This window comes from Sphingomonas sp. Root710 (genome assembly GCF_001429065.1).
Taxonomy (GTDB): domain Bacteria; phylum Pseudomonadota; class Alphaproteobacteria; order Sphingomonadales; family Sphingomonadaceae; genus Rhizorhabdus.
On sequence record NZ_LMIB01000001.1, the window covers coordinates 1,294,518 to 1,320,450 of the forward strand.

29 protein-coding genes are annotated in these 25,933 nt (G+C 63.0%); 13 read left to right on the plus strand and 16 right to left on the minus strand.

Annotated elements, in window-relative coordinates; all coding sequences use genetic code 11:
* The first annotated feature begins 41 nt into the window (after positions 1-41).
* The gene (locus ASE00_RS06025) at positions 42-1,748 is read left to right on the plus strand and encodes an ATP-binding protein (RefSeq protein ID WP_056378230.1); all 1,707 of its coding nucleotides are present in this window, start codon (positions 42-44) and stop codon (positions 1,746-1,748) included.
* A gap of 33 nt (positions 1,749-1,781) precedes the next feature.
* On the opposite strand, the gene ASE00_RS06030 is transcribed toward ASE00_RS06025, so the two are convergent.
* The gene (locus ASE00_RS06030; RefSeq protein WP_056378231.1) at positions 1,782-2,246 is read right to left on the minus strand and encodes a DUF3617 domain-containing protein; all 465 of its coding nucleotides are present in this window, start codon (positions 2,244-2,246) and stop codon (positions 1,782-1,784) included.
* 418 nt (positions 2,247-2,664) lie between these two features.
* On the opposite strand from ASE00_RS06030, the gene ASE00_RS06035 reads away from it, so the two are divergent.
* Together ASE00_RS06035 and ASE00_RS06040 are read left to right on the plus strand one after the other, a co-directional pair.
* Entirely contained in the window at positions 2,665-3,570 is a 906-nt protein-coding gene (locus tag ASE00_RS06035) for an iron-containing redox enzyme family protein (RefSeq protein WP_056379368.1), read from the plus strand.
* Positions 3,571-3,795: 225 nt separating this feature from the next.
* Complete coding sequence (locus ASE00_RS06040) at positions 3,796-4,059, plus strand: hypothetical protein (RefSeq protein ID WP_056378232.1); 264 nt, start codon at positions 3,796-3,798, stop codon at positions 4,057-4,059.
* A gap of 13 nt (positions 4,060-4,072) precedes the next feature.
* On the opposite strand, the gene ASE00_RS06045 is transcribed toward ASE00_RS06040, so the two are convergent.
* Positions 4,073-4,315 carry a hypothetical protein gene (locus tag ASE00_RS06045; protein WP_056378233.1) on the minus strand — a complete coding sequence of 81 codons (243 nt, stop codon included), beginning with the start codon at positions 4,313-4,315 and terminating at the stop codon, positions 4,073-4,075.
* A gap of 133 nt (positions 4,316-4,448) precedes the next feature.
* On the opposite strand from ASE00_RS06045, the gene ASE00_RS06050 reads away from it, so the two are divergent.
* Positions 4,449-6,275 (plus strand): gamma-glutamyltransferase family protein, encoded by a 1,827-nt coding sequence (locus ASE00_RS06050; RefSeq protein WP_056379370.1) that lies wholly within the window; start codon positions 4,449-4,451, stop codon positions 6,273-6,275.
* Between the two features lie 34 nt (positions 6,276-6,309).
* Here the strand turns inward: ASE00_RS06050 and ASE00_RS23315 are convergent, their stop codons facing one another.
* The 5 genes from ASE00_RS23315 to epsC are packed head-to-tail and all read right to left on the minus strand — an operon-like array spanning position 6,310 to position 10,851.
* Positions 6,310-6,810 (minus strand): hypothetical protein, encoded by a 501-nt coding sequence (locus ASE00_RS23315; protein ID WP_156405286.1) that lies wholly within the window; start codon positions 6,808-6,810, stop codon positions 6,310-6,312.
* Positions 6,811-6,843: 33 nt separating this feature from the next.
* Positions 6,844-7,776, minus strand: coding sequence for a hypothetical protein (locus ASE00_RS23320; RefSeq protein WP_156405287.1), 933 nt, complete (start codon positions 7,774-7,776; stop codon positions 6,844-6,846).
* A 48-nt stretch (positions 7,777-7,824) separates the two neighbouring features.
* Positions 7,825-9,219 carry an alanine/glycine:cation symporter family protein gene (locus ASE00_RS06055; protein ID WP_056378234.1) on the minus strand — a complete coding sequence of 465 codons (1,395 nt, stop codon included), beginning with the start codon at positions 9,217-9,219 and terminating at the stop codon, positions 7,825-7,827.
* A gap of 59 nt (positions 9,220-9,278) precedes the next feature.
* Positions 9,279-9,887, minus strand: a complete 609-nt coding sequence (locus tag ASE00_RS06060) for an RBBP9/YdeN family alpha/beta hydrolase (RefSeq protein ID WP_056378235.1) — start codon at positions 9,885-9,887, stop codon at positions 9,279-9,281.
* Positions 9,877-10,851, minus strand: coding sequence for a serine O-acetyltransferase EpsC (gene epsC / locus ASE00_RS06065; protein ID WP_056378236.1), 975 nt, complete (start codon positions 10,849-10,851; stop codon positions 9,877-9,879). Before epsC ends, ASE00_RS06060 begins: the two co-directional genes overlap by 11 nt.
* Before the next feature lie 143 nt (positions 10,852-10,994).
* Here epsC and ASE00_RS06070 point away from each other — a divergent pair, with 143 nt between their 5' ends.
* The 4 genes from ASE00_RS06070 to ASE00_RS06085 all read left to right on the plus strand — a co-directional run bounded on the left by ASE00_RS06070 (position 10,995) and on the right by ASE00_RS06085 (position 13,503).
* Positions 10,995-11,372: a winged helix-turn-helix domain-containing protein gene (locus ASE00_RS06070; protein WP_056378237.1), complete on the plus strand. Its 378-nt coding sequence runs from the start codon at positions 10,995-10,997 to the stop codon at positions 11,370-11,372.
* 65 nt (positions 11,373-11,437) lie between these two features.
* Entirely contained in the window at positions 11,438-12,190 is a 753-nt protein-coding gene (gene modA, locus ASE00_RS06075) for a molybdate ABC transporter substrate-binding protein (protein ID WP_056379372.1), read from the plus strand.
* Between the two features lie 18 nt (positions 12,191-12,208).
* Positions 12,209-12,874, plus strand: a complete 666-nt coding sequence (modB, locus tag ASE00_RS06080; RefSeq protein ID WP_056378238.1) for a molybdate ABC transporter permease subunit — start codon at positions 12,209-12,211, stop codon at positions 12,872-12,874.
* Entirely contained in the window at positions 12,871-13,503 is a 633-nt protein-coding gene (locus ASE00_RS06085; protein ID WP_056378239.1) for an ATP-binding cassette domain-containing protein, read from the plus strand. Before modB ends, ASE00_RS06085 begins: the two co-directional genes overlap by 4 nt.
* 6 nt (positions 13,504-13,509) lie before the next feature.
* Here ASE00_RS06085 and ASE00_RS06090 read toward each other — a convergent pair whose 3' ends face one another.
* From ASE00_RS06090 to ASE00_RS06100, 3 genes are all read right to left on the minus strand, one after another.
* Entirely contained in the window at positions 13,510-13,923 is a 414-nt protein-coding gene (locus ASE00_RS06090; protein WP_235538548.1) for a c-type cytochrome, read from the minus strand.
* A 2-nt stretch (positions 13,924-13,925) separates the two neighbouring features.
* Entirely contained in the window at positions 13,926-15,521 is a 1,596-nt protein-coding gene (locus ASE00_RS06095; RefSeq protein WP_056378241.1) for a flavin monoamine oxidase family protein, read from the minus strand.
* 85 nt (positions 15,522-15,606) lie between these two features.
* On the minus strand, positions 15,607-15,864 hold the full coding sequence (locus ASE00_RS06100; RefSeq protein ID WP_056378242.1) for a hypothetical protein: 258 nt from the start codon (positions 15,862-15,864) through the stop codon (positions 15,607-15,609).
* A gap of 128 nt (positions 15,865-15,992) precedes the next feature.
* Here ASE00_RS06100 and ASE00_RS23325 point away from each other — a divergent pair, with 128 nt between their 5' ends.
* On the plus strand, positions 15,993-16,154 hold the full coding sequence (locus tag ASE00_RS23325; RefSeq protein WP_156405289.1) for a hypothetical protein: 162 nt from the start codon (positions 15,993-15,995) through the stop codon (positions 16,152-16,154).
* Between the two features lie 21 nt (positions 16,155-16,175).
* Here the strand turns inward: ASE00_RS23325 and ASE00_RS06105 are convergent, their stop codons facing one another.
* Both ASE00_RS06105 and ASE00_RS06110 read right to left on the minus strand, forming a co-directional pair.
* Positions 16,176-17,852 carry an MFS transporter gene (locus ASE00_RS06105; protein ID WP_056378243.1) on the minus strand — a complete coding sequence of 559 codons (1,677 nt, stop codon included), beginning with the start codon at positions 17,850-17,852 and terminating at the stop codon, positions 16,176-16,178.
* Between the two features lie 67 nt (positions 17,853-17,919).
* Complete coding sequence (locus tag ASE00_RS06110) at positions 17,920-19,209, minus strand: S1C family serine protease (RefSeq protein WP_082594482.1); 1,290 nt, start codon at positions 19,207-19,209, stop codon at positions 17,920-17,922.
* Positions 19,210-19,426: 217 nt separating this feature from the next.
* Here ASE00_RS06110 and ASE00_RS06115 point away from each other — a divergent pair, with 217 nt between their 5' ends.
* A complete protein-coding gene (locus tag ASE00_RS06115) occupies positions 19,427-19,846 on the plus strand; it encodes a PilZ domain-containing protein (RefSeq protein WP_082594567.1) in 420 nt (139 codons plus the stop codon).
* Between the two features lie 123 nt (positions 19,847-19,969).
* The gene (locus ASE00_RS06120; protein ID WP_056378246.1) at positions 19,970-20,323 is read left to right on the plus strand and encodes a PilZ domain-containing protein; all 354 of its coding nucleotides are present in this window, start codon (positions 19,970-19,972) and stop codon (positions 20,321-20,323) included.
* Positions 20,324-20,333: 10 nt separating this feature from the next.
* Here ASE00_RS06120 and ASE00_RS06125 read toward each other — a convergent pair whose 3' ends face one another.
* Genes ASE00_RS06125 through ASE00_RS06140 form a run of 4 tightly spaced genes read right to left on the minus strand, consistent with a single transcriptional unit; the run spans position 20,334 to position 23,902 of the window.
* Positions 20,334-21,032 carry a 2OG-Fe(II) oxygenase gene (locus ASE00_RS06125; RefSeq protein WP_056379374.1) on the minus strand — a complete coding sequence of 233 codons (699 nt, stop codon included), beginning with the start codon at positions 21,030-21,032 and terminating at the stop codon, positions 20,334-20,336.
* 49 nt (positions 21,033-21,081) lie between these two features.
* Positions 21,082-22,476, minus strand: coding sequence for an amino acid permease (locus ASE00_RS06130; protein ID WP_056378247.1), 1,395 nt, complete (start codon positions 22,474-22,476; stop codon positions 21,082-21,084).
* 14 nt (positions 22,477-22,490) lie between these two features.
* Entirely contained in the window at positions 22,491-23,438 is a 948-nt protein-coding gene (gene pip, locus ASE00_RS06135; RefSeq protein WP_056378248.1) for a prolyl aminopeptidase, read from the minus strand.
* The gene (locus tag ASE00_RS06140; RefSeq protein ID WP_056378249.1) at positions 23,435-23,902 is read right to left on the minus strand and encodes an Lrp/AsnC family transcriptional regulator; all 468 of its coding nucleotides are present in this window, start codon (positions 23,900-23,902) and stop codon (positions 23,435-23,437) included. Before ASE00_RS06140 ends, pip begins: the two co-directional genes overlap by 4 nt.
* Before the next feature lie 178 nt (positions 23,903-24,080).
* On the opposite strand from ASE00_RS06140, the gene ASE00_RS06145 reads away from it, so the two are divergent.
* A complete protein-coding gene (locus ASE00_RS06145) occupies positions 24,081-24,827 on the plus strand; it encodes a tryptophan 2,3-dioxygenase family protein (protein WP_056378250.1) in 747 nt (248 codons plus the stop codon).
* On the plus strand, positions 24,824-25,933 hold the full coding sequence (locus tag ASE00_RS06150) for an aminotransferase class V-fold PLP-dependent enzyme (protein ID WP_056378251.1): 1,110 nt from the start codon (positions 24,824-24,826) through the stop codon (positions 25,931-25,933). The genes ASE00_RS06145 and ASE00_RS06150 overlap by 4 nt, the downstream gene beginning before the upstream one ends.

Consider the following 25,933-nt stretch of genomic DNA (forward strand, 5'->3'; position numbering starts at 1 on the left):
CGGAGTTGAAAAAGGATCGAGTGACGTAGGGGAATTCCGCAATGAGGCCGTCGGAGCACGACGACGACTTTAGCGCACATCGCATGTCCACTGAGCGTTGGTCTCTACTCACATCGGCAATAGAACGGCTCGGCAGCGCGCGCACCCTCGACAAAGTGGTCAATGTCCTGCGCAGCAGCGCGCGCCGCATTGCCGGCTCCGATGGCATCGCCATCATTCTGTCCGACAATGGACAGTGCCATTATTTGACCGAAGACGCGATGTCGCCTTTATGGTCAGGGCAACGCTTTCCGCAGCACAGCTGCATATCGGGCATGGCGATGCAGTCGCGTCGAACCATCATAATACCAGACGTGATGGCCGACCCGCGTGTACCGCATGCGGCCTATGAACCGACCTTCGTGCGCAGCATGGTGATGGTGCCGATCGGCTCTCCCGAGTCGGTTGCGGCAGTCGGCGCTTATTGGTCGCACACTGGAGATCCCGATCCAAATGCCATTGCGCTGCTCGAGGCCCTGAGCCGCGCCGCCACCACCGCACTTGAAAATGGCCGCCTCCTCGCATCGCTCGAAGAACTGAACAATGCGCTGGAAGGCCGCGTTGCGCAGCGTACGGCCGAGCTGGAACGCACCCAGGAGATCGCGCGCCAGGCGCAGAAGATGGAAGTCATCGGCAAGCTGACCGGCAATGTCGCGCATGATTTCAACAACCTGCTCACCCCGATCATGGGTAGCCTGGATCTGCTGCTCAGCCGGCGCGAAGCGACCGACAATGTCTTGCGCGCCGCCAATGTGGCGATGGAAGCGGCCGAGCGCGCCAAGCTGCTGGTCCAGCGGTTGCTGGCCTTTGCTCGCCGGCAGCCTTTGATTACCCGGCCGGTCGACATCGCCGAACTTGCTACGGGGATGAAGGATCTGCTCGGCAGCTCGCTGGGATCGCGCATAGCGCTGGTTCTGGATATCGCCCCTGGCCTGCCCAATGCCCGCGCCGACCGGCATCAGCTCGAAATGGCGTTGCTCAATCTCGCGGTCAATGCACGCGATGCCATGCCCGACGGCGGCAGCCTGACGATATCCGCGCGCGGCGGAAGGCGGGAGGAGCAACCCGCATCCCTATCAGCCGGCGACTATCTCCGTATCTCGATACGCGATGACGGCGTCGGCATGGACGAAACCGTTCTGGCTCAGGCGGTGGAGCCGTTCTTCACCACCAAGGATGCCGAACATGGCACCGGCCTCGGCCTTTCGATGGTCGACGGCCTCGCCGCCCAGCTCGGCGGCGCGCTGCAACTGTTCAGCGAACCCGGCTCGGGCACGGAAATCGTGCTGTGGCTTCCGGTCGACCAGCAGGCGGCGGCGGCAGCCGGTAAAGCGATGTGGGAGGAAGAGAACAGAGGTACCATCCTGGTCATCGATGATGAGCCCATCGTCCGATCGGGCACCGCGGAGATGATCTCCGCGCTCGGCTACGACGTGGTCGAGGCCGCCAGCGCGCGCGAAGGCCTTGATCTGCTTGACGACGGTCTCGATCCGGCGGTGGTCGTCACCGATCACGTCATGCCTGGCATGACCGGCGCCGAATTGGCGCTGCGCCTTCGGCTCGAACGTCCCCGGATGGCTGTGATGATCGTCTCGGGTTATCAGGGGATTGATCTGATCGCACCCGACGTCGTCCGCCTGTCCAAGCCTTTCCGGCAGATCCAGTTGACTGCCAGCATCGCTGCCGCGCGCGAGCAGGCCGCAGCCTGAGACATCCGCGCCGATCGGGCGCAGGCGCTTACTTTATTTGCCGCTGCAGGGCCCGATACGCCGCCCGGTACTGGTACTCGACATCCGCATGCTCATCTGGCCGCTCATCACCGCATTCGATGTCACGTTGAAGCTGGTCGGCGTATAGCTGCCGCTCGCCCGGGCGGTCATGGTCCCGCCATTCTGGTTACAGCTCATCTCGGTCGCGATCCGTCCCGCCTTCATTTCATATTTGCTGAAGCGGCACGACGGGTTCTGCTTCAACATCTCCTGCGGTCCTTGCGATGCCTGCTGGGGCGTGATGCAATATGTCATCTTGGTCCGGCCGCCGCTGGCCATCCGGCCTTTCATCATTTGTGCGACCTGAGGCGGGGCGCCGGGGATATCGATCGAATTGAAGGTCGTGCTGGCTTCCCATTGGCCGGGCTGGACCTGCGCGTTCGCCGCGGCGGATGCCATCAGCAGACAGACGCACATCGAATCGGTTAGGCGCTTCATACGATCATCCTCCGGCAGGTCGTCGCCCCTTGTCGACGCTTATACCCGCTTTCGGCTTCCGCTCGCCATAGCCGCAATGGCGCCGGCCTAGCTCGCCTGAAGTCTGCTTACCAAGGCTTGGAGTTGGTTCAGATTTGCTGCGTCGTCGCCGGCTGCGGAATTCGCCGCCACGTCTCTTTCTGGATCTTCCGATCCCACGAAGCTCACGGCGCTCCAGACGATCCCCGCACTCCATATCAGCGCGAACCAGCGGCTCCGGAAAAGCGAACTATAGCGAAACATGAAAATCCTGATCGCATGGCCCGGTTAGCGGGGCGTGAAGACATATGGCTAATCTGGATCAGCCGATTTGCCGGGAACCCCATTCGTGGCGTGTCCGTTCTCCCGGCACACACGCAATTATAAATAGAGAAACATGATGGCGAGCCGATATACTATCGACGATTACGCACCGCGTTCGCAATTTTTGACAGACAGCTTCCAGCGTGGCCTCGCCCACTGGAACAGGGAGCGTCTCGCGCCCGGCTTCCCGCAAGAAGACTGGCATCTTCGCCTTGAGCTCGACATGAAGATGCTTCGCCTCGAGCGCGCCTTTCTGGAGCATCTTCGCGCGGACATCAAAGATGAGGCAGCTCTTGCCCCTACCGACCCGGATGGCTTCGTCGCCTGGTTCGAAAATCTGAAGGAAGTCGGCCCGGGCCAGGGCGATCCGCTCTTCCCATGGCTTGCCGAACGCGCCAGCCGCGACGAGCTCCGCTGGTTCTTTGAGCAGGAAGCGGCGGGCGAAGCTGGCTTCGATGATCTTGTCGCTTTCACTCAGGTAAAGCTGCCCGTTTCCGCCAAGCTCGAACTGGCCAGGAATTATTGGGACGAGATGGGACGTGGCAACCGCGCCGGGATGCACGGTCCAATGCTCGACGCTCTCGTCGAGACCCTCGCGGTCGATCCGGTCATCGAGAAAACCGTCTGGCCTAGCCTCGCGCTCGCCAATGCAATGACCGCAATGGCGACTAGCCGGGACTATGCGTGGCACTCGATCGGCGCGCTTGGCGTTATCGAACTGACCGCGCCGGGCCGTTCGGCCATGGTGGCCAAGGGCCTCCGCCGGATCGGGCTGTCTGACAAGCAGCGGCGCTATTTTGACCTGCATGCCGTGCTCGACATCAAGCACAGCGCCGACTGGAATCGTGAGGCTCTCAGGCCTCTCGTGGACGAGGATCCGGCCCGCGCTACTGCAATTGCAGAAGGTGCGCTTATTCGCCTCGGCTGCGGCGCGCGCTGCTTTGCCCGTTATCGCGAAGCGCTCTGGCAGGAGAGCCGCTAGACGCCTGCCAATCACGCAATGGCTCGTCGGCGAAGCGGTCCGACATGCTAACCGACTGATGTTAACCTGAAACGATTTTGTCGCGTCTTCGCACCCGACAAGTAGCCGACTATTTTCTTCTCCAGCTTGTCTGCTTCCGGAAGCGCTTCGACCAAGGTCTAAGACCGCGTTAACCATTTGTTTGGGGGAATCCCGTCAGACAGAGCTCCGAAAGGAGTTAATGCTATGGGAAATTCTATCGCAGCCATCGCGCTGACCGCCAAGGACAGTGACGCCCTGCTCGATCTCGGCTTTGCTTATTCCACAGGAACGCGGGGCATGGACCTCGACCTGGTCAGCGCGCATCAATGGTTCAACCTCGCCGCGCTCGCGGGTTCGGAAGAGGCGCAATATTGCCGCGCCGACATCGCCGATCAGATGAGCAACCGCGAGATCGCCGAGGCTCAGCGCCGCGCGCGTACCTGGCTCGCGACCCGTTCCGCGCATTGAGTGGTCGTACGAGCTATAGAATATCGGCTTCGTTGACGACCGGACGGCTCTCGCGCGTCGCACGGACCGCGCTGCCCGGATTATCTGGCTCGGCGATCAGGAAGACATGGTCGTCATGCACCTCGGTCAGCGTGCCGACGAACGGGAAGTCCGCCAGGCTTCCGGTCACCCGATAGCTCACAACATCGCCAACCTTGAAGCTCGCCGGATCGAAATTGAACTCGAACGGGCAGCTGCTATCACCCATATTCTGCATGGCTATTTCTCCTCGCCGCAAACTATAGGCGTGCCCACGCTGCCAGCAAGCCGCATCGACCGCGAAAGGGCTTGCACCATACGGCGATAGGTCGGAAAACCTCGACATAACCGATAGTTCGAGGGACATGCCGATGCGCCGTAGAACCTTCCTCGCCAGCCTGCCTGCCGCCGCCATCGCCCTGCCCGCGATCGCCCAGCGGGCGCCCCTATCCGAATCCGCCGCTCCGCTGCCTGGCCGCTGGACGCCGGGCGAGGAACGTTTCCTTCGGCCAGATGTCCGGGGTGGCGATCGTCCGGTCGGGGCCAGCTTCGCGTCGCGCACCGCCGTCTATGGTCTCTCCGGCGCGGCCGGCACCGCACATCCCCTCGCGACCCAGGCTGGGATCGAAACGCTCCGGCGCGGCGGCACCGCGGTAGACGCCGCGATCGCGATCAACGCCTGTCTCGGCCTGCTTGAGCCAACCGCCTGCGGCATCGGCGGCGATTGTTTCGTCATGCTGTGGGACCCAAAGCTCAAAAAAGTGATGGGCGTCGCCAGTTCAGGCCGCTCACCGCGCGGCCTCTCGCTCGATACCGTCCGCTCGCGCGCGAAAAATGGCGCGCTTCCGGCTTATGGGGCCATTTCGGTATCGGTGCCCGGCACGGTCGATGCCTGGTCGATGCTTCACGCCCGCTACGGCAAACTGCCTTGGTCCGGCCTGTTCGATCCCGCCATCGACCTCGCCGAGCATGGCGCGCCGGTGCCCGACATGATCGCTTATTATATCCGCCGCAGCCTTGCCAATTTCCGCAAGCCCGGCGCGGGCATCGAGGAGATCGACAACGCGATCCGCACCTATGCGCTTGGCGGCGACGGCCCCAAGGCGGGCGGCGTTTTCCGCAACCCCGACCTCGCCCGTACCTATCGCGCCATCGCAAATGGCGGTCGCGACGCCTTCTACAAGGGCGAGATCGCGAAGACGATCGACGCCTATTTCCGGCGGATCGGCGGCTGGCTGCGTTATGAAGACTTCGCCGCGCATCAAGGCGAATGGATCGAGCCGTATAAAAGCGATTATCGCGGCGTCGGCGTCCACGCGCTCGGAGCGAACACCCAGGGCATCGCCACGCTCCAGATGCTCAACATACTCGAGCATTTCGACATGGCGGCCGCAGGCTTCCAGTCCGCCCGATCGATCCACCTCCAGGCCGAGGCCAAGCGCCTCGCCTATGAGGACCGCGCCCGTTACTACGCCGATCCGCACTTCGCCAAAGTGCCGGTCGAATGGTTGATCTCGAAGGAATATGCCGCAGAGCGCGCGAAGCTGATCCGCCCCGGCAGCATCATGCAAACCGTCCGCCCCGGCCAGGCTCCCTCAAAAGGCGATACCACCTATTTCACCTGTGCCGACAAGGACGGGATGATGGTCTCGATGATCCAGTCCAACTTTCGCGGGATGGGCTCCGGTCTCGTCGCCGACGGCCTCGGCTTCATGTTCCAGGACCGCGGCCAGCTCTTTTCGCTCCAGGACGGCCACCCTAACATCTATGCGCCCGGCAAGCGCCCCTTCCAGACGATCATCCCAGGCTTCGCGACGCTGGGCGACGAACCGTGGATGAGCTTCGGCGTGATGGGCGGCGATATGCAACCCCAGGGTCAGGCCCAGATCATCATCAACCGCCGCGATTATGGCCTGGAAATCCAATCGGCCGGCGACGCCCCGCGCTGGCACCATGAAGGCTCATCGCAATCGATGGGCGAGGACAGCCCGGACCTTCCCGCCACTGGGCTGCTTCGCCTCGAAAGCGGCGTGCCTGAGGCGACTCGCGCCGAACTCGCGAACATGGGCTGGACGATCGGAGCCTCCGACGGCGGCTTCGGCCGCTACCAGTGTATCGAGAAGCGGATGGACGGACAGGACCGGGTCTACGCCGCCGCCAGCGAAACGCGGGCCGACGGGTGCGCGCTGGCTTATTGAACTCTTCGGGCGCCTATCATCAATGCGTCAACAGTCATCTCATTATTATGTGAAACACCGCGATAAACGCTACGACAGCAATCAAGGCGGTCAATAGTCCCGTCCTACTGAACCGCGGTTCTTCTGAGAGTTCTATTGGATGATTTGGCTCATATTTGTCTCTTGGCGGATTATCTACATCTAGTTTACTGAAATCACATCCTTGTCGATAAAGCTCTGTGTAATTTTGTTGAAATGCTGGAAGTATTACATACTCTCGCCAATATCGATAAAATCCAGGAAGCTTCTCTAGTTCAGCCATCGCTTCATGAAAACCAACCATTTCCTCATGAATTGTTCGAAGCATAGGTCCGTTTTGTGAGGCCGTCTCAATATCGCAACAGACCCTGTCGACCGTAATCTCGTCTCGCTTATATGCAGCAACCGCCCTGACTTTTTCCAAGAAAACCTTATCCACACCATCCGGAGTCGACACGGAAAAGCCGCCTTCAATCAGGTCTATTTTCGGTCGAGGTGAAGGATAGATTTCGAACATTTTCTTTGCCAAATAAGATAAGCGTAAACGGTATTACCATCGCCAGCCGCGTCGCAGCAAATCATCGAAATAGTCATAGGCTTTTTCGCCGCCTTCATACCCCCAATCGCCGCCAGCCATAGCTCCAGCCACACCGCCAGCTGGCGCAGCGACAACGGCCGCAGGCCCTGTTGCCGCACCGATGGCGGCACCGCCCGCCCCTCCGGCGATCCCGCCTAAACCAGCCCCGATGTTAGCCACTGTCGCACGAACTTTGTTGTCAGCCTGCGCAATATCCAGACCGGCAAGTCCCACGCCCAGCGCGCCCATTGCTCTCCCTATTTTTCCGAAAGTTCGAGCTTGCTGATTGACGGCCTCATTGGGGACATTTGCTCTCCCGGACGAACCTGGTTTAGGCCCCTTGTTAGGAAACAGGGCATCGAGCGGTCCACCAACCTCCGGTGGAGATTCAGCGCGCAACCTTTCCTTGAGTGCGGCGCGTTGAGCGTTGTCGTGAGGGCCCAGATTCCTTACTTGTGGATTGTACCGCGCCCGAACTTTAGCTGACTCGATACCAACTCGGCTTGCCCGTGAGGCCAACCCCACTGCCTGTCCATCTTTGGGGCCATTGGAGGCGTCTCGAATAGAAACGGATTTCAGCCTCCTACCGTCGCGCTGTCTTTGGGCTCGCAACGCCTCATATCCATTCCAGTCAAGATTACTCACTTCGGCAAGCTGGATGGGTTTGTTCCCGCCCAACCGCCTTACTGTCTCAAGATTTTCATCAAGCTGACGATCTAATTCGTCCCAGCCAATGAGTCCCGCAGTCCCGGGTTCACCAGCCTTTTCGTGATCTTCAAACCCCTTCGAGCTTTGCTCCTTGTCGTCGTAAAGGACGTTACCATCCTCATCGACTCTAAAACGGCGACGCTCTTTGCCGTCCGGACCAGGCAGCGAGACCATCCCCGCATATCGATCGTAGACCATCTTCACTCCTCAAATCTTAAATGGAACATAGAGTGAACAAATCTTACCCTACAGTTCAAGCGATTTTTCGGGCCGCCCGCGTCGTTGCCAATATTCCGCCACATCCCGGCGCAACTCGCCCGCGCATAGGAACAGCGCAATCACATTCGGCACCGCCATCAGGAAGAAGCTGCTGTCGATGATGTCGATCACCCGACCGAGGTCGATCACCGCGGCTGGCGGCAGCAGCACGATATAGAGGATCTTGTACGACCATTGCGCCCTGTCGCCATGGCCAAACAGATAGCCCCAGGCCTGCAATCCATAGAAGCCCCACGCGACCAGCGTCGAATAGGCGAACAGGAACACCACCACCGCGAGCAGATAGGGGAACCAGCTCGACACCTGCCCGAAAGCTGCGCTGGTGATCTGGATGCCTTTCAGTCCGGCATCATCCCAGGTTCCCGCGACGACCAGTGCCAGTCCGCCGAACGCGCAGACGATCATAGTGCCGAGCAGCGGCTCGAGCAACGCGACCATGCCCTCGGACACCGGCTCCTCGGTCCGCGCCAGGCTGTGCGCCATCACCGCCGATCCGACCCCCGCTTCGCTCGCGAACACAGCGCGGCGCATGCCCGCGACGAACGCGCCCACCGCGCCGCCCGTCGCCGCCTCCCCGCTCCACGCGCCATGCCAGATCCGCACCAGCGCTTCGGGCACCTCACCCGCATTGAGGATCAGGATCGCCGCGACACCCGCCAGATAGACCGCGACCTTGAGCGGGGTCAGGCGCTTCGAAACCTCGCCCAGCCAATGCGCCCCGCCCAGCGTCACCAGCGCGACAGAGAAGGCCAGGAAAATGCCGTAGGCCCAGCCATTGCTGATCCCGGTCACGGTGCTGACCTGTGCGAAGCTCTGGTTGACCTGCACCATCGGGATCGCCCCGAATAGCGCGAAGAAGGCGTAGAAGCCGCCGAGCACCAGCCCCAGCCGCGGCCAGCCCTTGCGCGCCAGCACCGCCTTCAGCACATACATCGGCCCGCCATGAACATGCCCGCGCTCGTCGGTAATGCGATATTTCAGGCCCAGCGTGACTTCGGCCATCTTCACCGTCATCGCGAACCAGCCGATGATGAACATCCACAGGATCGCACCGGGCCCGCCCATCGTCAGCGCCACCGCGACCCCCGCGATATTGCCGAGCCCGATCGTCCCCGCCAGCGCCGTGGTCAGCGCCGCGAACTGGCTGACGTCGCCCTTCGCCTCGCCCTCGCGCGGCTGACGGCGCAGCACGTCGAACGCATGACCGACGCAGCGGATATTGGGAAAGCCCAGCCATAGCGTGAAGAACAGCATCGGCACGGCGAGGTAGAGCACGATCAGCTCGATCTGCACCCCGAATAGCGGCACCTTAAAAAACACCGCTCCGGCCAGCGCGTCAACGATGCGGTTGAAGCTTTCCATCAGCGAACGATGGCGGGAAGCGTTGGAAAAGTCATCCAGCCATCACGCATCACAACATGTTACCAGTCGCGCTGAACATGCGGCCGGATCGGGGTCCGCCTCGGTCCGGCCTGTTCCTCAAGCAATTCCTCCAGCAGCGCCTCGCCATCAGGCCAATAGCCGAGGCCCGAGCTGGCATTGATATGCCCGGCCTGCCCGACATCGACGAAGCGGCTGCCCCAGGCACGCGCCAGCGCCTCCAACCGGTCGAACGCCGCATAGCGATCATCGCGGCTGGCGACGAGGATCGAGGGAAAGGGCAGCAGCCGCGCCGGCGCTGGCGCAAAGCGGCGCACGAAGGGATGGGCGTCCCCCGCATCGACATCCGGCGGCGCGACCAGCAGGGCTCCCTTGATCCGCGCCAGCTTCTCCGGCGCAGCGCCCAGTGCCCACCAGGCGATCGTCAGGCAGCCCAGGCTGTGCGCGATCAACACGATCGGCCCATCGGTCATCGCCAGCGCGGCGTCGAGCCGTTCGGTCCAGATGCGCCGGTCAGGCTCCGACCAGCAGCCGAGATCGACCCGGCGGCAATCGCTGCGCCGTTCCTCCCATAGGCTCTGCCAATGGTCTGGCCCCGAATTGTCGAGCCCCGGCACGACCAGGCACAGCGGCGAAAGCTCAAGCGACATCGCTATCACCCAGCAGGTCGAGCAGTTCGGACGATGCATCGCGATGCGCCCGTGCCTGGCTGATCGTGCTGCCCGGCGGCACGCTACTGGTCAGCCAGACATTGCCGCCGATCGTCGATCCCGCGCCGATCGTCACTCGGCCGAGGATCGTCGCGCCCGCATAGATGACGACATCGTCCTCGACGATCGGATGACGCGCCAACCCACGCCGCAGCGCGCCATCGGCATCCGCCGGAAAGCTGCGCGCGCCCAGCGTCACCGCCTGATAGAGCCGCACCCGCTTGCCGATCACTGCGGTCTCGCCGATCACCAGCCCGGTTCCATGATCGATGAAGAAGGACTCGCCGATCGATGCCCCCGGATGGATGTCGATCCCGGTCCGCGAATTAGCGAGCTCGGAAATGATCCGCGCGACCAGCGGCGCGCCGAGCCCGTGGAGCAGATGCGCCAACCGGTGATGCACGATCGCGATCACGCAAGGGTAGCAGAGCAGCACCTCATCGACGCTGCGCGCCGCCGGGTCGCCGGCATAGGCCGCCTCGACATCGGTATCGATCAACCGCCGCAGCGCGGGCAGCTTGGTCGCGAAATGCCCGATGATCCGTCCCGCCTCGCCGTCGACCAGTTCGGGCGATGTAGCGCCAATCGAATAGCCGAGTTCCAGCCGAATCTGGCCATATAGCCGGCTCAAGGCGGTCTGCAATGTTTCAGCCACGAACGCCTCTTCATTGTGCGCGCGCACGAAGCTGGGCCCCAGTCGCAGCGGAAACAGCGCGCCGCACAGCGCATCCATGATCTTGCCGAGGACATGCCGTGACGGAAAACCGACCGCGCCATATTCGGCATGGCGCTTATGCGCGCTGCGCCAGTCTTCGCGGGCATCGCGCAGTTCGGCGGTGATCGCGTCGATATCCCAATATTGGCCGGGCGGCGCGGCGGTCGTCTCGTCATGGAGTTCGGTCATACATTTCTCTTCTCACACTATGCTTCTTTCGTACCCCTGCGTTGCTGAGGCCTGAAGAAAGTTTTCCCTACCGATTTGATAGTAATAATGTTCGACCCTCGTTCGGGTCGGGACAAGCCAGTGACCGGCTGCTATGCGAAGCTATGGTTCCCCGTCTCGGCCCCCTGAAACTCAAGGCACAAATCTTCTGCGGCGACGAACCCGCCATGGGGCCCGGTAAGGCCGACCTGCTCGAAGCGATCGACCGCGAGGGTTCGATTTCGGCAGCAGGCCGGGCGTTGGGCATGAGCTATCGGCGGACCTGGCTGCTCGTCGACAGCATGAACCGCTGTTGGGTCGACAAGCTCGTGGATACTACCCCCGGCGGCGGTAGCGATAAGGGCGCACGGATCACGCCGTGTGGCAAACAGGTGCTCGCCGCCTATCGCGCACTGGAAAGCCGCCTGCTCGAAACCGCCGACGCTGGCAGCCTCGACGCCCTGTCTCCGCTGCTCCGGGAAAAGCCGCTTCCGCCGAGTTGAGGAAGCTTGCCATATACGAATGGATATAGCATTGCCGCGCAACTTCGTTGCCGGAAGGAAATGCCGTGCGCATCGCCACCTTGCCTACATGCCTATGGACACTTTTCGCGGCGCTTCTCGCCATCCCAGCCGCTGCGGCCGAGACCCAAGTCGCCGTCGCCGCCAATTTCACCGAACCCGCCAAGGAGATCGCCGCCGGCTTCGAAAGGGCAACCGGTCACAAGGCTGTGCTCGCCTTCGGTGCGTCGGGAGCTTTTTATACCCAGATCAGCCATGGCGCGCCGTTCGAGGTCTTTCTGTCGGCAGACACGGAGCGGCCCGCCAAGGCAGAAAAGGAAGGCCTCGCCGTGCCGGGCACCCGCTTTACCTACGCGGTCGGTCAGCTTGTCCTCTATTCGGCGAAACGGGGTCTCGTCGACGGTAAGGGGGCGGTCCTCAGGACAGGCAAGTTCGACAAAGTCGCGATCGCCGATCCCGCCACTGCTCCCTATGGCGTCGCTGCGGTCGAAACACTGCAGAGCCTGGGAATCTACGAAATGCTCAAGCCGAAGCTCGTCACGGGCAGCTCGATCGCCCAGGCTTATCAGTTCACCTCTACCGGCGCGGCGCAGCTTGGCTTCGTAGCACTCGGCCAGGTGATCGCCGTACCTGACGGTTCGCGCTGGCTTGTCCCGGCAAAACTCCACACCCCGATCGATCAGCAGGCAGTGCTGCTCAGGACGGGCGAGAAGAATCCGGCGGCCGTCGCCTTCATCAAATATTTGAAAAGCCGCCCCGCGCTCGCCATCATCAAGCGCTATGGCTATGCCGCCCGATAACCCGATGGCTTGTAACTGATGGGCCTTGTCCTGGCGACGACCGCCGAGCTGGCGCTCGTCACCACGATCCTGTTGATCCTGTTAGCCACCCCTTTGGCCTGGTGGCTCGCCCGCTCGCGTGTCTGGTGGAAGGAGGTCGTCGGCGCGATCTCGGCCTTGCCGCTCGTTCTCCCACCGACGGTGATCGGCTTCTACGTCCTGATCGCGCTCGGCCCGAACAGCCCCTTGATGGCGCTGCTCCAGCCTTTCGGCATCCGCACCCTGGCCTTCAGCTTCACCGGGCTCGTCATCGGTTCGCTCTTCTATTCATTGCCCTTCGCGGTGCAGCCGCTGCGCACCGCCTTCGAAGCGATCGGCGACCGCCCCCTCGAAATCGCAGCGACAATGGGGGCGAAGCATCTCGACCGTTTCCTGACGGTTGCGCTCCCCCTCTCCCGCCGTGGTTTTCTGTCGGCGGCGATCCTGGTGTTCGCGCACACCGTCGGCGAGTTCGGTGTGGTGCTGATGATTGGCGGCAATATCCCGGGTAAGACCGAAGTGCTCTCGACCCGTATCTACCAGCTCGTCGAGAGTCTCCAGTTCGGCGAGGCGCACCGGATTGCCGCTCTGCTCGTCTTCTTCTCCTTTGCCGCCCTGCTCGCCTTGCTTCTAGTCGAGCGGCGGATCGGGAACGTCCAGCCATGACGATCGCTCTGGCGCTCAACGGCAAGATCGGCGGCGACTTCGCCCTGCGCATCGAATTCGATGCTCCCTCGCAGGGCGTGACGGCGTTGCTCGGTCCCTCGGGCTCGGGGAAGACATCGGTGCTGCGAGCGCTCGCCGGGCTTGCGCGGATCCCGGGCCGGATCGTAGTCGACGGCGAAATCTGGCAGGACGGAAAGACCTTCCTCGCCCCCGAGTTGCGGCGCACCGGTTATGTTTTTCAAGGGGCCGGCCTGCTCCCGCATCTCAGCGTCGCAGCAAATCTTGATTATGCCGAGCGCCGCGCGCCGCAGGGCCCTTTCGCTCGCGACGCCATCATCGAAAACACCGGGATCGCGCATCTGCTCGATCGCCTGCCCTCACGCTTGTCGGGTGGCGAGGCGCAGCGCGCCAGCATCGCTCGTGCCCTGCTGAGCCAGCCGCGGCTGCTGCTGATGGACGAACCGCTCTCCGCCCTCGACAGCGGCGCCCGCGGCAATTTGCTCGATTGGCTGGAGGCCCTGCTCGTCGATATCGCCATCCCGGTCTTCTACGTGACCCATGACCATGCCGAGGCGGCGCGTCTGGCCGCGCGCACGATCCGGATCAGCGATGGCCGGCTATCGGACTGACCCTCGCTAGTGCCGCTCAACCGGCGGCGTGCCGGCCAGCTTGGCAGCTTCGGCCTCAGTCACCGGTTCCTGATACTCATTGCCGAAATGGGTACGGACATAGCCTACCACCGCGGCGATCTGGGCGGGCTTCAGCACGTCGCTATGCCACGGCATCGCTCCCTTCCCCTTGGCCACGATCGTCAGCGGGTAGGCGGCATATTTCAACCGGCTGTTGTTCGCGAGCGACGGTATCGTCGCCGCGCCCGTGCCGCCTTTGCCGTCGGCCATGTGGCAACTCTGGCAAATCTGCCGGTAGACCTGCTCTCCGGTGACGGGCGGCGGAATCTTGCTGCCTATACTGCCCGGCGCGTCGGCCCCGAAAGCTGGCGCAGCCGCCATGATCAGCAACGCCGCGGCGGAATGGAGGGGACGGATCATGATCATGCCTCCGAAGCGCGTTTGTGGAGCCGGGTTATCGCATCGATCGAGGACAGCAGCGCACCCTCCATCCAGCAGCCGACATAGGAGGCATGCTCGCCGGCCAGCACGATCCGCCCGTCTAGGCCAACCAGCGTTTGATAATATTTCTTGCGGGTGTCGTCGTTCCAGCGTGCGCAGCAGCCCAGCGTCCATGGCACCCGGCTCCACGCCACCGATGCGCCGCTTCGATATTCCTTGCGATAATTCTCGCCATGCAGCACCGCCCCCTGCGCCAATGCGGCCTCGATCCGCTCTTCGGGCGTCATCCCGGCGAGCCGGGTCGCACCGATCCCCGCCGCGAAGGCGCCGAGCAGCACCGCAGGGCCGTCGTTGAAGAAATCGAAATTGGGATAGGACACCAGGCCGATATCCTGGCTGGTAAAGCTGTGCCCGCCATAGATGTGATCATCTTCTTCCCAGAAGCGGCGGCGCATCTCCAGGCCGATCTTGACCATGCCTCCATAGGGAACCGCCTTGATCGCAGCCTGCATCGCGGGCGACACCTGGGTCTCGACCTGGCTCAGCACCGACAGCGGGATCGTGCACACGCACCAGTCCGCCTTGGCCTCCTTCATCGCGCCGGAGCCGACATCCTGATAGCTGATCGTAACGCCCGCGCCGTCCTGCGCTATCTTGGTCACCTTGGCGTTGTGGGTAATGAGCTCCTTGACCTGCTTCTGAAAGGCCTTGCCGATCATGTCCATGCCGCCGACCGGCTGGAACATCGTCGTCTGCATCTCGTAATTCATGAAGAAGGCCATCGATCGCCAAGCCTGCGAGTCGAGCACGTCCTTGAGACCGAAGGGCTTGGACGGGATCGGCTCGCCATTGATGCCGCCCCCGCCTGGCCGGTCATAGCCGCGGTGGTTGGCGCTCGCGAGGCTGCTCGAATAGGCGAAGTCATGGTCGAGCCCTCCCCAGGTGCGGAGCGCCTCGAGCAGAACTTCGGCGTCCTCCTTCGTCACGGCCGCGTCGAGCGCTTTCTGGTTGATCGACTTCGCGAGCAGTTCGGCGACGTGCCCATCGAAGTCGGCAGCAACCTCCTTGTAGCGGACCGGCTTGCCGCCAAAGGCATCGCCCGAATGAAAGAAGCTGTTGTGGTTAAGCTGGATGAACGGTTCGAGCGCGACGCCGAACGTCTTGCAATAGTGCAGCAGGGTACGGTGATGATGCGGAATGCGCCACGGGCCGGGGTTCAGATAATTGCCTGGAGTGAAAGCAATTTTTTGCGTCGCACCACCAAGTTCGGTGTAGGTGTCGCCACCCCGCAATGACCAGTTCCGGCCGCCGGCCCGCGCCTGATATTCCAGGATTTGAACATCGTACCCCGCCTTGCGCAGTTCAAAGGCCGCCAGCATCCCGGCCAGGCCGGCGCCCAGGACGATGACCGAACTACCCTTCTTGGCGCCGGATAGATTGGGAGGGCCGGAAAATTGCGTCTCTGCCGCGTGGCCGAGGCTGGTCATCGCCTGATACAAGCCGGCGGCTCCGGCGCTGCGGCCGATCATGGTAAGAAGCTGGCGTCGGGTCGGCGTCGGGAAATCCGGAGAGGTCATGCGGGCAGCTCCCATATGCTGCACCTGCGTACGAATAGCGCCTGCCCCTGGTCAATGAATTATTTTTCCTCGAGAGAAAATATCTTCAGCGCGGGGCGACATGCGCGGTCGCGGGCCTCCTGCGCGCCGCCGGGCCCGCCTTCGCCGCAAGCGCGGCTTCCATGAGCGTCGCCTCCCTGTCCAGCGACGCAGCGATCTCGTACAGCTGCTGGCGGGCATCGTCGCTGAACGCCGCATCTCCCAGCGACCGGGCCTTCCGCGCTTCGCGACGCAGCTGCGCGACGCTGGAGGGCTCCGGCGCGGCCTCGCCGGTTCGGTCGATATTGGAATTACGATACGTCATGGGAGCATTTGACACCACGACCCCTGAACACATCATTACGAAACCCGACGATTTGCAATTGTTCACAGCGATAATGCGCCCGCTGATGTTACAGCCCGCGCCGGAGAAGCTATCTCCGGAGGATTTCCATGATCGAAATCAACGACGAGAAGCTCAGCCATTATACGCGCAGGATCCAGCGAGAGCGGGAAGCTGCTGAGCTGGCACCGTCCGAAGCCATCCGCGAGCTTCACCTCAGGATTGCCGAAATATATGAACGCGAGCTCGCCACCATCCGCTCGCTATCTTGAACGGGGCCGGCCCGCCACCGCTCAGGCGGAACGCACCGGGTCGGAAACGATGTCGCTTGCCGTAATCGGTTCGTGGCGGCGCGCGTCGGGAAGCGATCCGGTCTGTCGTTCGATCATCCGATGCACGCGGAGCGGTTCGCCCTCTTTCTGCAGGGTGCGGAGCGTAGCGATGTTTTCGGCATCGGCATGGGTGCGCCGCTGGTTGTGCCGTATGTAATCTAGCCAGGTCGCGACATGATAGCGCTCGATCCACAATTCGGGATCTTGCAGGTCGCGCAACAAAGTCCAGCCATGCGCGCCATCGCGTCGGCGAATTCGACGGCGCTCAGTCATCGTCGCCAGGAAGGCGGCGATATTATGCGATTCGATACGATATTCGATCGTCACGACAACGGGTCCGCTGCGTGGTTCAAGGGGCACCGCCGTCTCGGGCTCGGTCCATTGGCTGATCGGATCGAGGTTGAGATCCTCGGCCTGTGGCAGCGGCAGCACGAAGCCGAGCAGCATGACCGCGCCCTGCGCTATCGCACCGCCCAACAGGGCGATCACGACTCCATGATGGTCCGCCACCAGCCCGAGCGCCCAGGCGCCTATCGCCATGCCGCCGAACGCAGTCATCTGATAGACCGACAGCGCTCGCGCGACGACCCAGCGAGGCGAGGCCAGCTGGATCGTGATGTTGAAGGTCGACAGCGCGAGCACCCAGCTACCACCCGCCGCCATCAGCGCGATAACCGTGATTGCGATATGTGAACTCAACCCGGCCACTGCGGTGCCCACGGCCAGACTGATCGACGCTAGGCGTATCGTCGCCTCCGTCGAGAGACGGCCGCGCACATGGCCACTGCTAAGCCCGCCGAATACCGCACCGACGCCGAAGGCCCCCAGCAGTATACCGAAGGTCATCGGCCCGCCCTGGATCAGATCGCGCGCGATCAGCGGCATCAGCGCAGGGGCCGTGTTGGCGGCGAGGCCGAAGCACATCGCCCGCCCTATCACCATGCGCAGATGCGGCGACATCGCGACGTAGCGCAACCCGGCCCCCATTGCCACGATCAGTCCCTCGCGCGGCAAACGCCGTTGCTCGGCTGGCCGCCGCCAGCGCAGCAGCACGATGATGAGACCCAGATAGGAAAGCGTATTCACCAGGAAGGCCGCCGCCGCGCCAGCCGCCGCCACGATAGCACCGCCGATCGCCGGGCCGACGCTGCGCGCAATGTTGAAACCCATCGAATTTAGCGCGACCGCCTTGCCGATCTGTGCGCGGGGCACGATGTCGCCCACCGACGCCTGCCAGGCGGGCCCGCTCATCGCGGTGCCGCAACCGATAAGGAAGGTGAAGCCGAGCAGCAGCCATGGCGACAACCAGCCTTGCCACGCGAACAAGGCGAGAGCCGCCGACACTGCCAGCATGAAGAACTGCGCGGCCAGCATCACCTTCCGGCGATCGATATTGTCCGCCACCGCGCCAGCCAGCAGCGCGAGCGACATGAAAGGCAAGGCGGTCGACGCCTGCACCAGCGCCACCATCTGCGGCGACGACACCAGCGAGGTCATCATCCACGCGGCACCGACGGACTGGATCAACCCGCCGAAGTTGGACAGGATCGATGCCATCCACACCGCCCGGAACACCGGAATACGCAAGGGCGAGCCGGCCGGATCGGGGTGTTGCGTCTCTTTCACGTCGGACGTCATGCACCCGCAATGCAGGAACGGCCGCTTTGTGCCAATACTTTACGCGATCCGGTACGGAAAAGCGCGATCACTTCGGGGGCTGAAGCTGCAAACCCAGAAATGATTGCGCTTCGGCGATCGGTATGAAGAAGTTCACCATCGGCGTATCGACCCGTCCAGACACGGTCATGCCCACCACCTGCCCTTTGCTGTCGATGATGGGGCCGCCGCTGTTGCCGAACGTCACGCCGACATCGCCCTGGAAATAATTCAGACCGTCGATCACCCGCGTCGCCGAGACGATACCCTTGGTGACAGTATTCTGGAGATTCTTGTCCAGCGGCGCGCCGATCGCATAGATATCTTCGCCGATCTTCACCGGCTGTTGGCGCAGGCGCAGCGGCTCACGTCCCTTGGCATCGGTCTTGATCAGCGCAACGTCGCGGGCCTTGTCGCCACGGATCACCTCGCCAAGCGATTCCGTACCGTCGGCCCACCGCACCTTCACATATTGCCCGCCACCCGCGACATGATAGTTGGTCAGCACATAACCGTCGGGGCTGATCAGGAATCCGCTGCCATGCCCGCCGGCAAAGATCAGAACCGCGGATCCGACGGCGTCGGCTACCGAGGCCGGCGCGATCACCGATGTCCTGATCGACAACGGCGTCAGGCCCTGCGGGGCGGCACGTGCCACGTTGCGATCGGTCATCGGCCCCGTCAGCGCGGCTCTTAGCCGCTGATTATCAGCCAGCTTCCGTACCGCGACGGCAAAGGCGTCCAGCACCGCGCTGAACTCGCCCCGTCGCCTGCCGTCAGCGGCCTCCGCATTGCCGCTCGTCTTGACCGTCCCGATGACCTTGCGCTCGATCTCCGAATAAACCTGCCATTCGACGTCGATCGTCGCCTTGCTCTTTACCGAGCCGAACGCCCCTATGCCCGATGTCGGATAGCAGACGTCCATTCGCATCTGGCTGACCGTGCCGCCAATCAGATATTCGGGCCTGCTGTCGCTCTCGTCCTCGAACAGGTTCGACGGATTGCCGGCGATCGCAAAACCCGCCTGAGCCATTTCCTCGCGAAATACGTCATCGAATTCTTCGATATCGAAGTCCCATTTGCCCCCGCGCGACCAGACGATGTCCTTCGGAAACATGCATAAAAGGCCGGTCCGGTATTGGCCGAATGTCTCACCCCGCTTCATCTTGACCACCAGCCTGGCGAGCTTGAGCGGACGCATCTTCGTCGCCGGATCGGGCTGCAGCCCCTGCGCTCCGACAACCATCGCGCCGCCCGGCGCGGGCGTCCATTGCGCGAGCGCCGGTGCCGCCGCCACTGCCAAGGCAGCCGCAACGAAGCAGCGTAGATATCGGCTCATATGGTCCCCCTAATTTGGCGCACACCCTGATCATAACGAGAACAAACGTCAAGGCTTGCCGAGATTGATCCGCTTCGGAGCATCGCGCCCCAACATTACGCAATTCTACCTATCAGGGATAATCCGGCTTTTATCGCCGGATGTGCTGCATATGTTGTCGGATATCGGCTGATTTACGGGGGTAATCAGTCAAAAGGAAATGCCAGACGGACCCTCGATGAACGACGTTTTTCATAATTCTGCCGACCGTCGCCAGAGCCATCGCCTGGCGATCCACCATCATAGCCGGCTCCGCCTGACGCTCGACGGCGCGGATCCGCACGACGCGACGATCGGCGGCGTCACCTTGACCGACATATCGCAGGAAGGACTGATGGCCGCAGATGCCGGCCAGCTCATTCCTGGCGCGATAATTTTGGTAGAGGTACCCCTTGTCGGATGGCGCGAGGCTGAAGTGATCTGGATCGCGGGCAATCGCGCCGGTTGCCGGTTCACGGCGCCCCTCGACATCGACGAACTTCGCCTCGCAGCGGCTAGCAGTGACCGGCTGGCCAGGGAGTTTCCCGCCTTCGCGACGCAGATCGCCGGGATATCGGTATCCACTGCCTCCGGCGATTGCGGCTCCGAACAACGATAACCAGTGAATCAAGCTTAGCGCCGCGTTCACCACTTCCCATAACCGGATGATATTGGCTCGGCCGTTACCCCGGCATCATCCGCCACCGGACCGTACCGGCGGCGGTTGTAAAGGTAGCGTACCATGTCAATTGCTTCCGCCCTGGGTTTCCGGGGCAGGCCAGATGCCCGCCAGGGATCGCGTACCCGCGTCCTGCTTCAGGCTTCGCTCCTCGCGAGCGGACGACCGATGCGCATCCACCTACTCGACCTGTCGAGCAGCGGCGCGCTCGGCCATGCCGATATGCCGCCCCAGTCAGGCGAGATCGTCTGGGTGGTGTGCAAGGGCTCCGAGATCCTGGCCCGCACCGCTTGGGTGCGCGGCAGTCGTTTCGGCCTGGCGTTCGACAAGGCCCTGCCATCCGCACGATTGAAACCGTTGCTTTCGGAGGGACGCCGCGCCCTGGAGTCCGGTACGGAGATACCCGGCTTCGCCTGATCGTCGCGGTTCACGCCGCATCGTGGAAGATGATACCCAGCGTGTAGCGGCGGCCCGACCGGACCGTGCTAACGCCGTGCCGCATCGTCACGCGATAATCGCCACGCGTTCCGCGCTGGGGGCGATGCGTCACGGCGAAGATCACGGCGTCGCCCTTTGATAGCGGCGCCACCTCGGCGCGGGACTGCATACGGGGCCGCTGCTCGGTCATCACGAACTCGCCACCCCTGAAATCCTCGCCCGGCGCCGACAACAGAATCGCCGCCTGGAGCGGAAACACATGCTCGCCGTAGAGATCCTGGTGCAGGCAATTATAATCCCCTGCGCCGTAGCGCAGCAGCAGTGGCGTCGGCCGCGCTTGTCCCGCACTATGGCACCGTTCCAGGAAATCCCGATGCGCCGGCGGAAAGCGCGTCTTCATGCCCATCCGTGCGTGCCAGCGATTGGCGGTGTCGACGAGCCGCGGATAGAGCGTTGCCCTCAGCGTGCCGACGAGCGGTGGTAACGGATAGGAGAAATAGCGATATTCCCCCCGCCCATAACCGTGCCGCTCCATCACGACATGGCTGCGAAAGCCGCTCTCCCGATCGTAGAGTGCCGCTAGTGCATCGCATTGCGCCCCGCCAATCAGTCCCGGCAGGATAGTCCAGCCCCGCGCGTCCAGATCGCCTGCGGCGGCGTGCCAGTCATGGCTCTCGATGATTGTCATGCCATCGCCTTGCCGGATCTCCAGCGAGTGTGCGTCCCGTTCCTTGCGGTCAATTTCGCAATATGCTGCGCCGATGTGCATAGCCGAGGTAGATGGCGATGCCGATCGTGTTCCAGACAAGGCACCAGAGCAGGGTCTTCGCTGGCAGGCTGACGAACAGATAGGCGCAGCCCAGCGTCGCGCCGAGGCCGACGAACAGCCACAGCGGCGTCCGGAACGGACGCTTCAGTTCGGGGCTTCGCCGCCGCAACACGATCAGGCAGGCTCCCACCGCCATGAACGCGATCAGCGTGCCGGCATTGGCCAGCGCCGCGATCTCGCCGATCGGCAGTAGCCCCGCCAGGATCGCGACCAGTACCGCCGTCGCGGTCGTGATCCGCGCGGGCGTGCCGCGCCGCGAGATCAGCGCCAGCGACCGGGGGAGAAAACCGTCACGCGCCATCGCCAGAAAGATGCGGCTCTGGCCATAAAGAAAGGCCAGCAACACCGTCGGCAGCGCGATCACCGCCGCCGTCGCAATGATATGCGCGACCCCGGGGCGCCCCAGGTCGCGCAAGATCAGCGCCAGTGGCTCGGGGCTGTCCGCAAAACCGGTGAACGGCACCGCGCCGACCGCCGCCGCGGCGACGAGAACATAGATGATCGTGCAGGCCACCATCGATCCGACGATGCCGATCGCCAGGTCGCGCTCGGGCCGCTTGGTCTCCTCGGCCGCGGTCGAAATCGCGTCGAATCCGTAGAAGGCGAAGAAGATGATCGCCGCGGCCGCCATCACGCCGCGCTGCACGCCGTCGGGTCCCGCGATGGATGCAAAACCATAGGGCATGAATGGGTGGAGATGGCGCGCATCGAAATAGGGCAAGGTGACCGCGACGAACAGCGACAGCGTCGCGATCTTGATCACGACGAGCACAGTGTTGACCCGCGCGCTCTCCCGCGTCCCCAGCAGCAACAGCCCGGCGACCACCGCGATGATGAAGATCGCCGGCAGGTTGATCAGCCCGCCAAGCTCGGGTCCCTGCGTCAGCGCAGCGGGAAACCCTATCCCGGTCAGCAGCGGCGTCGCATAACCCGACCAGCCGACCGCGACGGTAGACACCACAAGCGAATATTCGAGGATCAGGCTCCACCCTACCACCCACGCGAATATCTCGCCGAGCGCCGCATAGCTGTAGGTATAGGCGCTACCCGCCGTCGGCATCATCGCAGCGAGTTCGGCGTAGCACAGAGCGGCGCAAGCGCAGATCGCACCGGCAATCGCAAAAGACAGCAGAACCGATGGTCCGGCCCGATCCGCCCCGACGCCGATCAGTGTCAATATGCCGGTGCCCACGATCGCGCCAACACCCAGCGCGACAAGATGCGGCCAGGACAGGGTCGGGTTCAGTCCGCCTGCGCGCTGCTCAACTCCGGCGATCGGTTTTCGCCTCAGGAAACCCGCCATCCGTTCTTCCTCTCTTATGCGAACCGGTCGGTCGCTCTAACCAGCTGATCCAATATTCCGGGCTCGTTATAAGCGTGCCCGGCACCTTCGATCAGGTGAAACTCGGCCTCCGGCCACGCCTTGTGTAGATCCCAGGCGGCACGCGCCGGACAAGGCATGTCGTAGCGGCCATGAATGATCGCTCCGGGGATGCCATGAAGCCGTCCCGCATCGCGCAGCAATTGCTGCGGCTCCAGCCAGCAATCGTTGAAGAAATAATGGTTCTCGATCCGCGCGAAGGCGATCGCGAAATGGTCTTCGCCATGCGCGGTGCTCAGTTCGGGGCTGGGCAGCAACGTGATCGTCTCGCCCTCCCACAGGCTCCACGCCTTCGCTGCTTCGAGTTGCGCCCGCCGGTCGTCGCCGGTCAGGCGCCGGTTATAGGCGGCGATCATGTCGCCGCGCTCCGCCTCGGGAATTGGCGCCAGAAATCGCTCCCATTTGTCGGGGAACATCTGCGACGCGCCGAACTGATAATACCAGCGCGCCTCCTCCTGCGTCGCCATGAAGATGCCGCGCAGAATCAGCGCGCTTACCCGTTCGGGATGGGTCTCAGCATAGGCCAGGGCCAGTGTCGACCCCCAGCTCCCCCCAAAGACCAGCCATTGCTCGGCCCCGGCCAGCGCGCGCAGCCGCTCGATGTCGTCGACGAGATGCCAGGTCGTATTGGCGCCCAGCTCCGCATGCGGCGTGGACCGGCCGCAGCCGCGCTGGTCGAACAACAGCAGATCATATCGCGCTGGATCGAACAGCCGCCGATGGTCGGGCGAAATCCCGCCGCCAGGCCCGCCATGCAGGAAAACCGCTGGTGTGCCGCCAGGCGTGCCGACGCGCTCATAATAGATGCTGTGGCCGTCGCCGACATCGAGCATCCCCGTCGCATAAGGCTCGATCGACGGGTAAAGGGTTCGAAGTCCGGTCATGCCTTGCGTCCTGCATTGGCGGTGATCGATCCGCCGGTCTTGATCTCGCGCATCGCGATCGTCGTGGTGAAGCGCTCGACCCCCGGCAAACGCCACAGGTCGTTGCGCAGGAAGATATCTAGATCCGCCATGTCGCGCGCCAGGATATGCGCCAGATAATCGGTATCCCCCACCGTCGCGTGACAGTTCACGATCATCGGATGCGCGCGGACCGCATCCTCAAATGCCTGATGCATGTCGAATCTGACACTGATCCGCACGAACGCCGCCGTTCCGAGATCGAGCGCGCCGGGATCGACCGTCGCATGATAACCCCGTATCGCGCCCGCCGCCTCCAACGCCTGCACGCGCTTCCAGCAAGGCGTCTTCGACAAGCCTACGGCCTCACCCAGGCTTGCAAAGGACAGCCGGGCATCACCTTCCAGAAGGGCGAGCAATTGGCGGTCGATCTGATCGATGGGCATGGTTTCAGGCTATACCCCATCGGCCCTCGTGAAAAGAGCCTCATAGCACGATAGCTTCGCAATCAGTCGATCCAAATTACCATCGTTCTATAAAGGCTCGCTTCATGGTGCGTTTTGCGAACAATGTCTCAGGCCTCCGATGCTATCCTCCTGGCAACGAAAGACTGGAGAGAGCGAGATGGACCGCGCGAAGATATACGCCGAGATGCAGGCTCCGGAGGCGCTCGACTATGAGCTCTACCTCCGCACCGGTTCGCTGCTCGCCTGCCAGAAGGATTTTGCCGATCTCGTCAATCGCGACGAGCTTCAGTTCCAGATCGTCCATCAGGTCGAGGAACTGTGGATGAAGCTGATGGCCTACACGCTGATCGAGGCTGACGATCATATTCAGGCGGGCGAGACCCATCGCGTCGTGACCCTGCTGGGCCGATGTCACCAGCTGCTCCGCCTGATGACCGCACAGCTGGATGTGCTGGAGACCATGTCGCCCAAGGACTATCAGCAAATCCGCCTCCAGCTCGGTAACGGCAGCGGCCAGGAATCGCCCGGCTTCCGTCTCCTGCTCAAGATCGTGCCCGAGCTGTGGCGCAGCTTCGACGCCCGCTATGTCACGGGTGCGGGCCGCACGATCCGCTCGATCTATGATCAGGATTATGCCCATGACGCCGCCTATGCGGTGGCGGAATCGCTGATCGAGTTCGACGAACTGTTCGGCAAATTCCGCTGGAACCACATCTTCCTGATCCAGCGTTCGATCGGCATGGGATCGGCCTCGCTCAAGGGCCGCTCGGTCGATCTGCTCCAGGCTGGCGCAAAGCACCGCTTCTTCCCCGAACTCTGGGAGGTTCGCGTCGCCATGACCGACGACTGGGGCGCGCACTACGGCAAGGTGCGCGACAGCATCTCGCACGATCAGGCGGCATGACGAGCGCGCGGGATCTGTTCGAAGTCCCCGGGTCCGGCCCTTATCTGCTCGCTCATTCGGTGGGATGTCTGCCGGTCGCGGCGCGGCGCGCGATCGACGACTCCCTGTTCGCGCCCTGGAGCACCGAAGGATCGGATGGCTGGCCGTTATGGCTCGGCGCGGTCGACCGTTTCCGCTCCGCGCTCGCCACGTTGCTCGACACCCGCGCCGATCTGATATGCCCGCAGCCAGGCGTATCCGCCGCGCTGTTCAGCCTCCTCTCGGGTTTGCCGCGCATCGCCGGCAAGGACGTGCTCCTCGTATCGAGGCACGCCTTCCCGTCGATCGGCTTCGCGATACGGCAGTTCGAACGCTTCGGTTACCGGCTGAAGCTGCTCGATGGCGACCCCGCTGCGCAATCGACCTGGCATGACGCCATCGACGATCGGGTAGCGGCCGTCATCGCGATGCATGTCCATTCGAACAGCGGCCGCGTGTCGCCGATCGCCGACATCGCCGCGCGGGCCCGCAAAGCCGGCGCCATATCCATCGTCGACGTCGCGCAATCCGCGGGCATAATCCCGATCGATACGCAGAGTTGGGGCGTGGATGCCCTGATCGGCTCTTGTGTCAAATGGCTCTGCGGCGGGCCCGGAGCAGGTTTCCTCTGGGCCACGCCAAACCTGATCGATCGCGCGACGCCGGCAAATGTCGGCTGGTTCTCGCATGCTGAACCGTTCGCTTTCGATATCGATGATTTCCGCTACGCGCCCGATGCGCGCCGCTTCTGGGGTGGCACCCCGTCGATCGCACCTTATGTGATCGCGACCGCGGGGGTTGAGATGATCCGGGAGATCGGCGTTCCCTCCATCCTCGCGCATAATCGCAGACTGATAGGCTTGTTTTCCGAGGCGGCGGGCGTGACGATCGACGTTGCCCATCGTGGCGGCACGCTCTGTCTGACAACGGACGACCCGGAAGGTTTATCCTATGCTTTCGCATCGGCGGATGTGCGCTTCGACCGGCGCGATCATATAATCAGGTTGTCGTTCCACATCTGGAATGACGACGCGCAAGCTGCTCAGGCAGGTATGATCGCGCGGCACTTCGCGGTGCGGCTGGCCTGA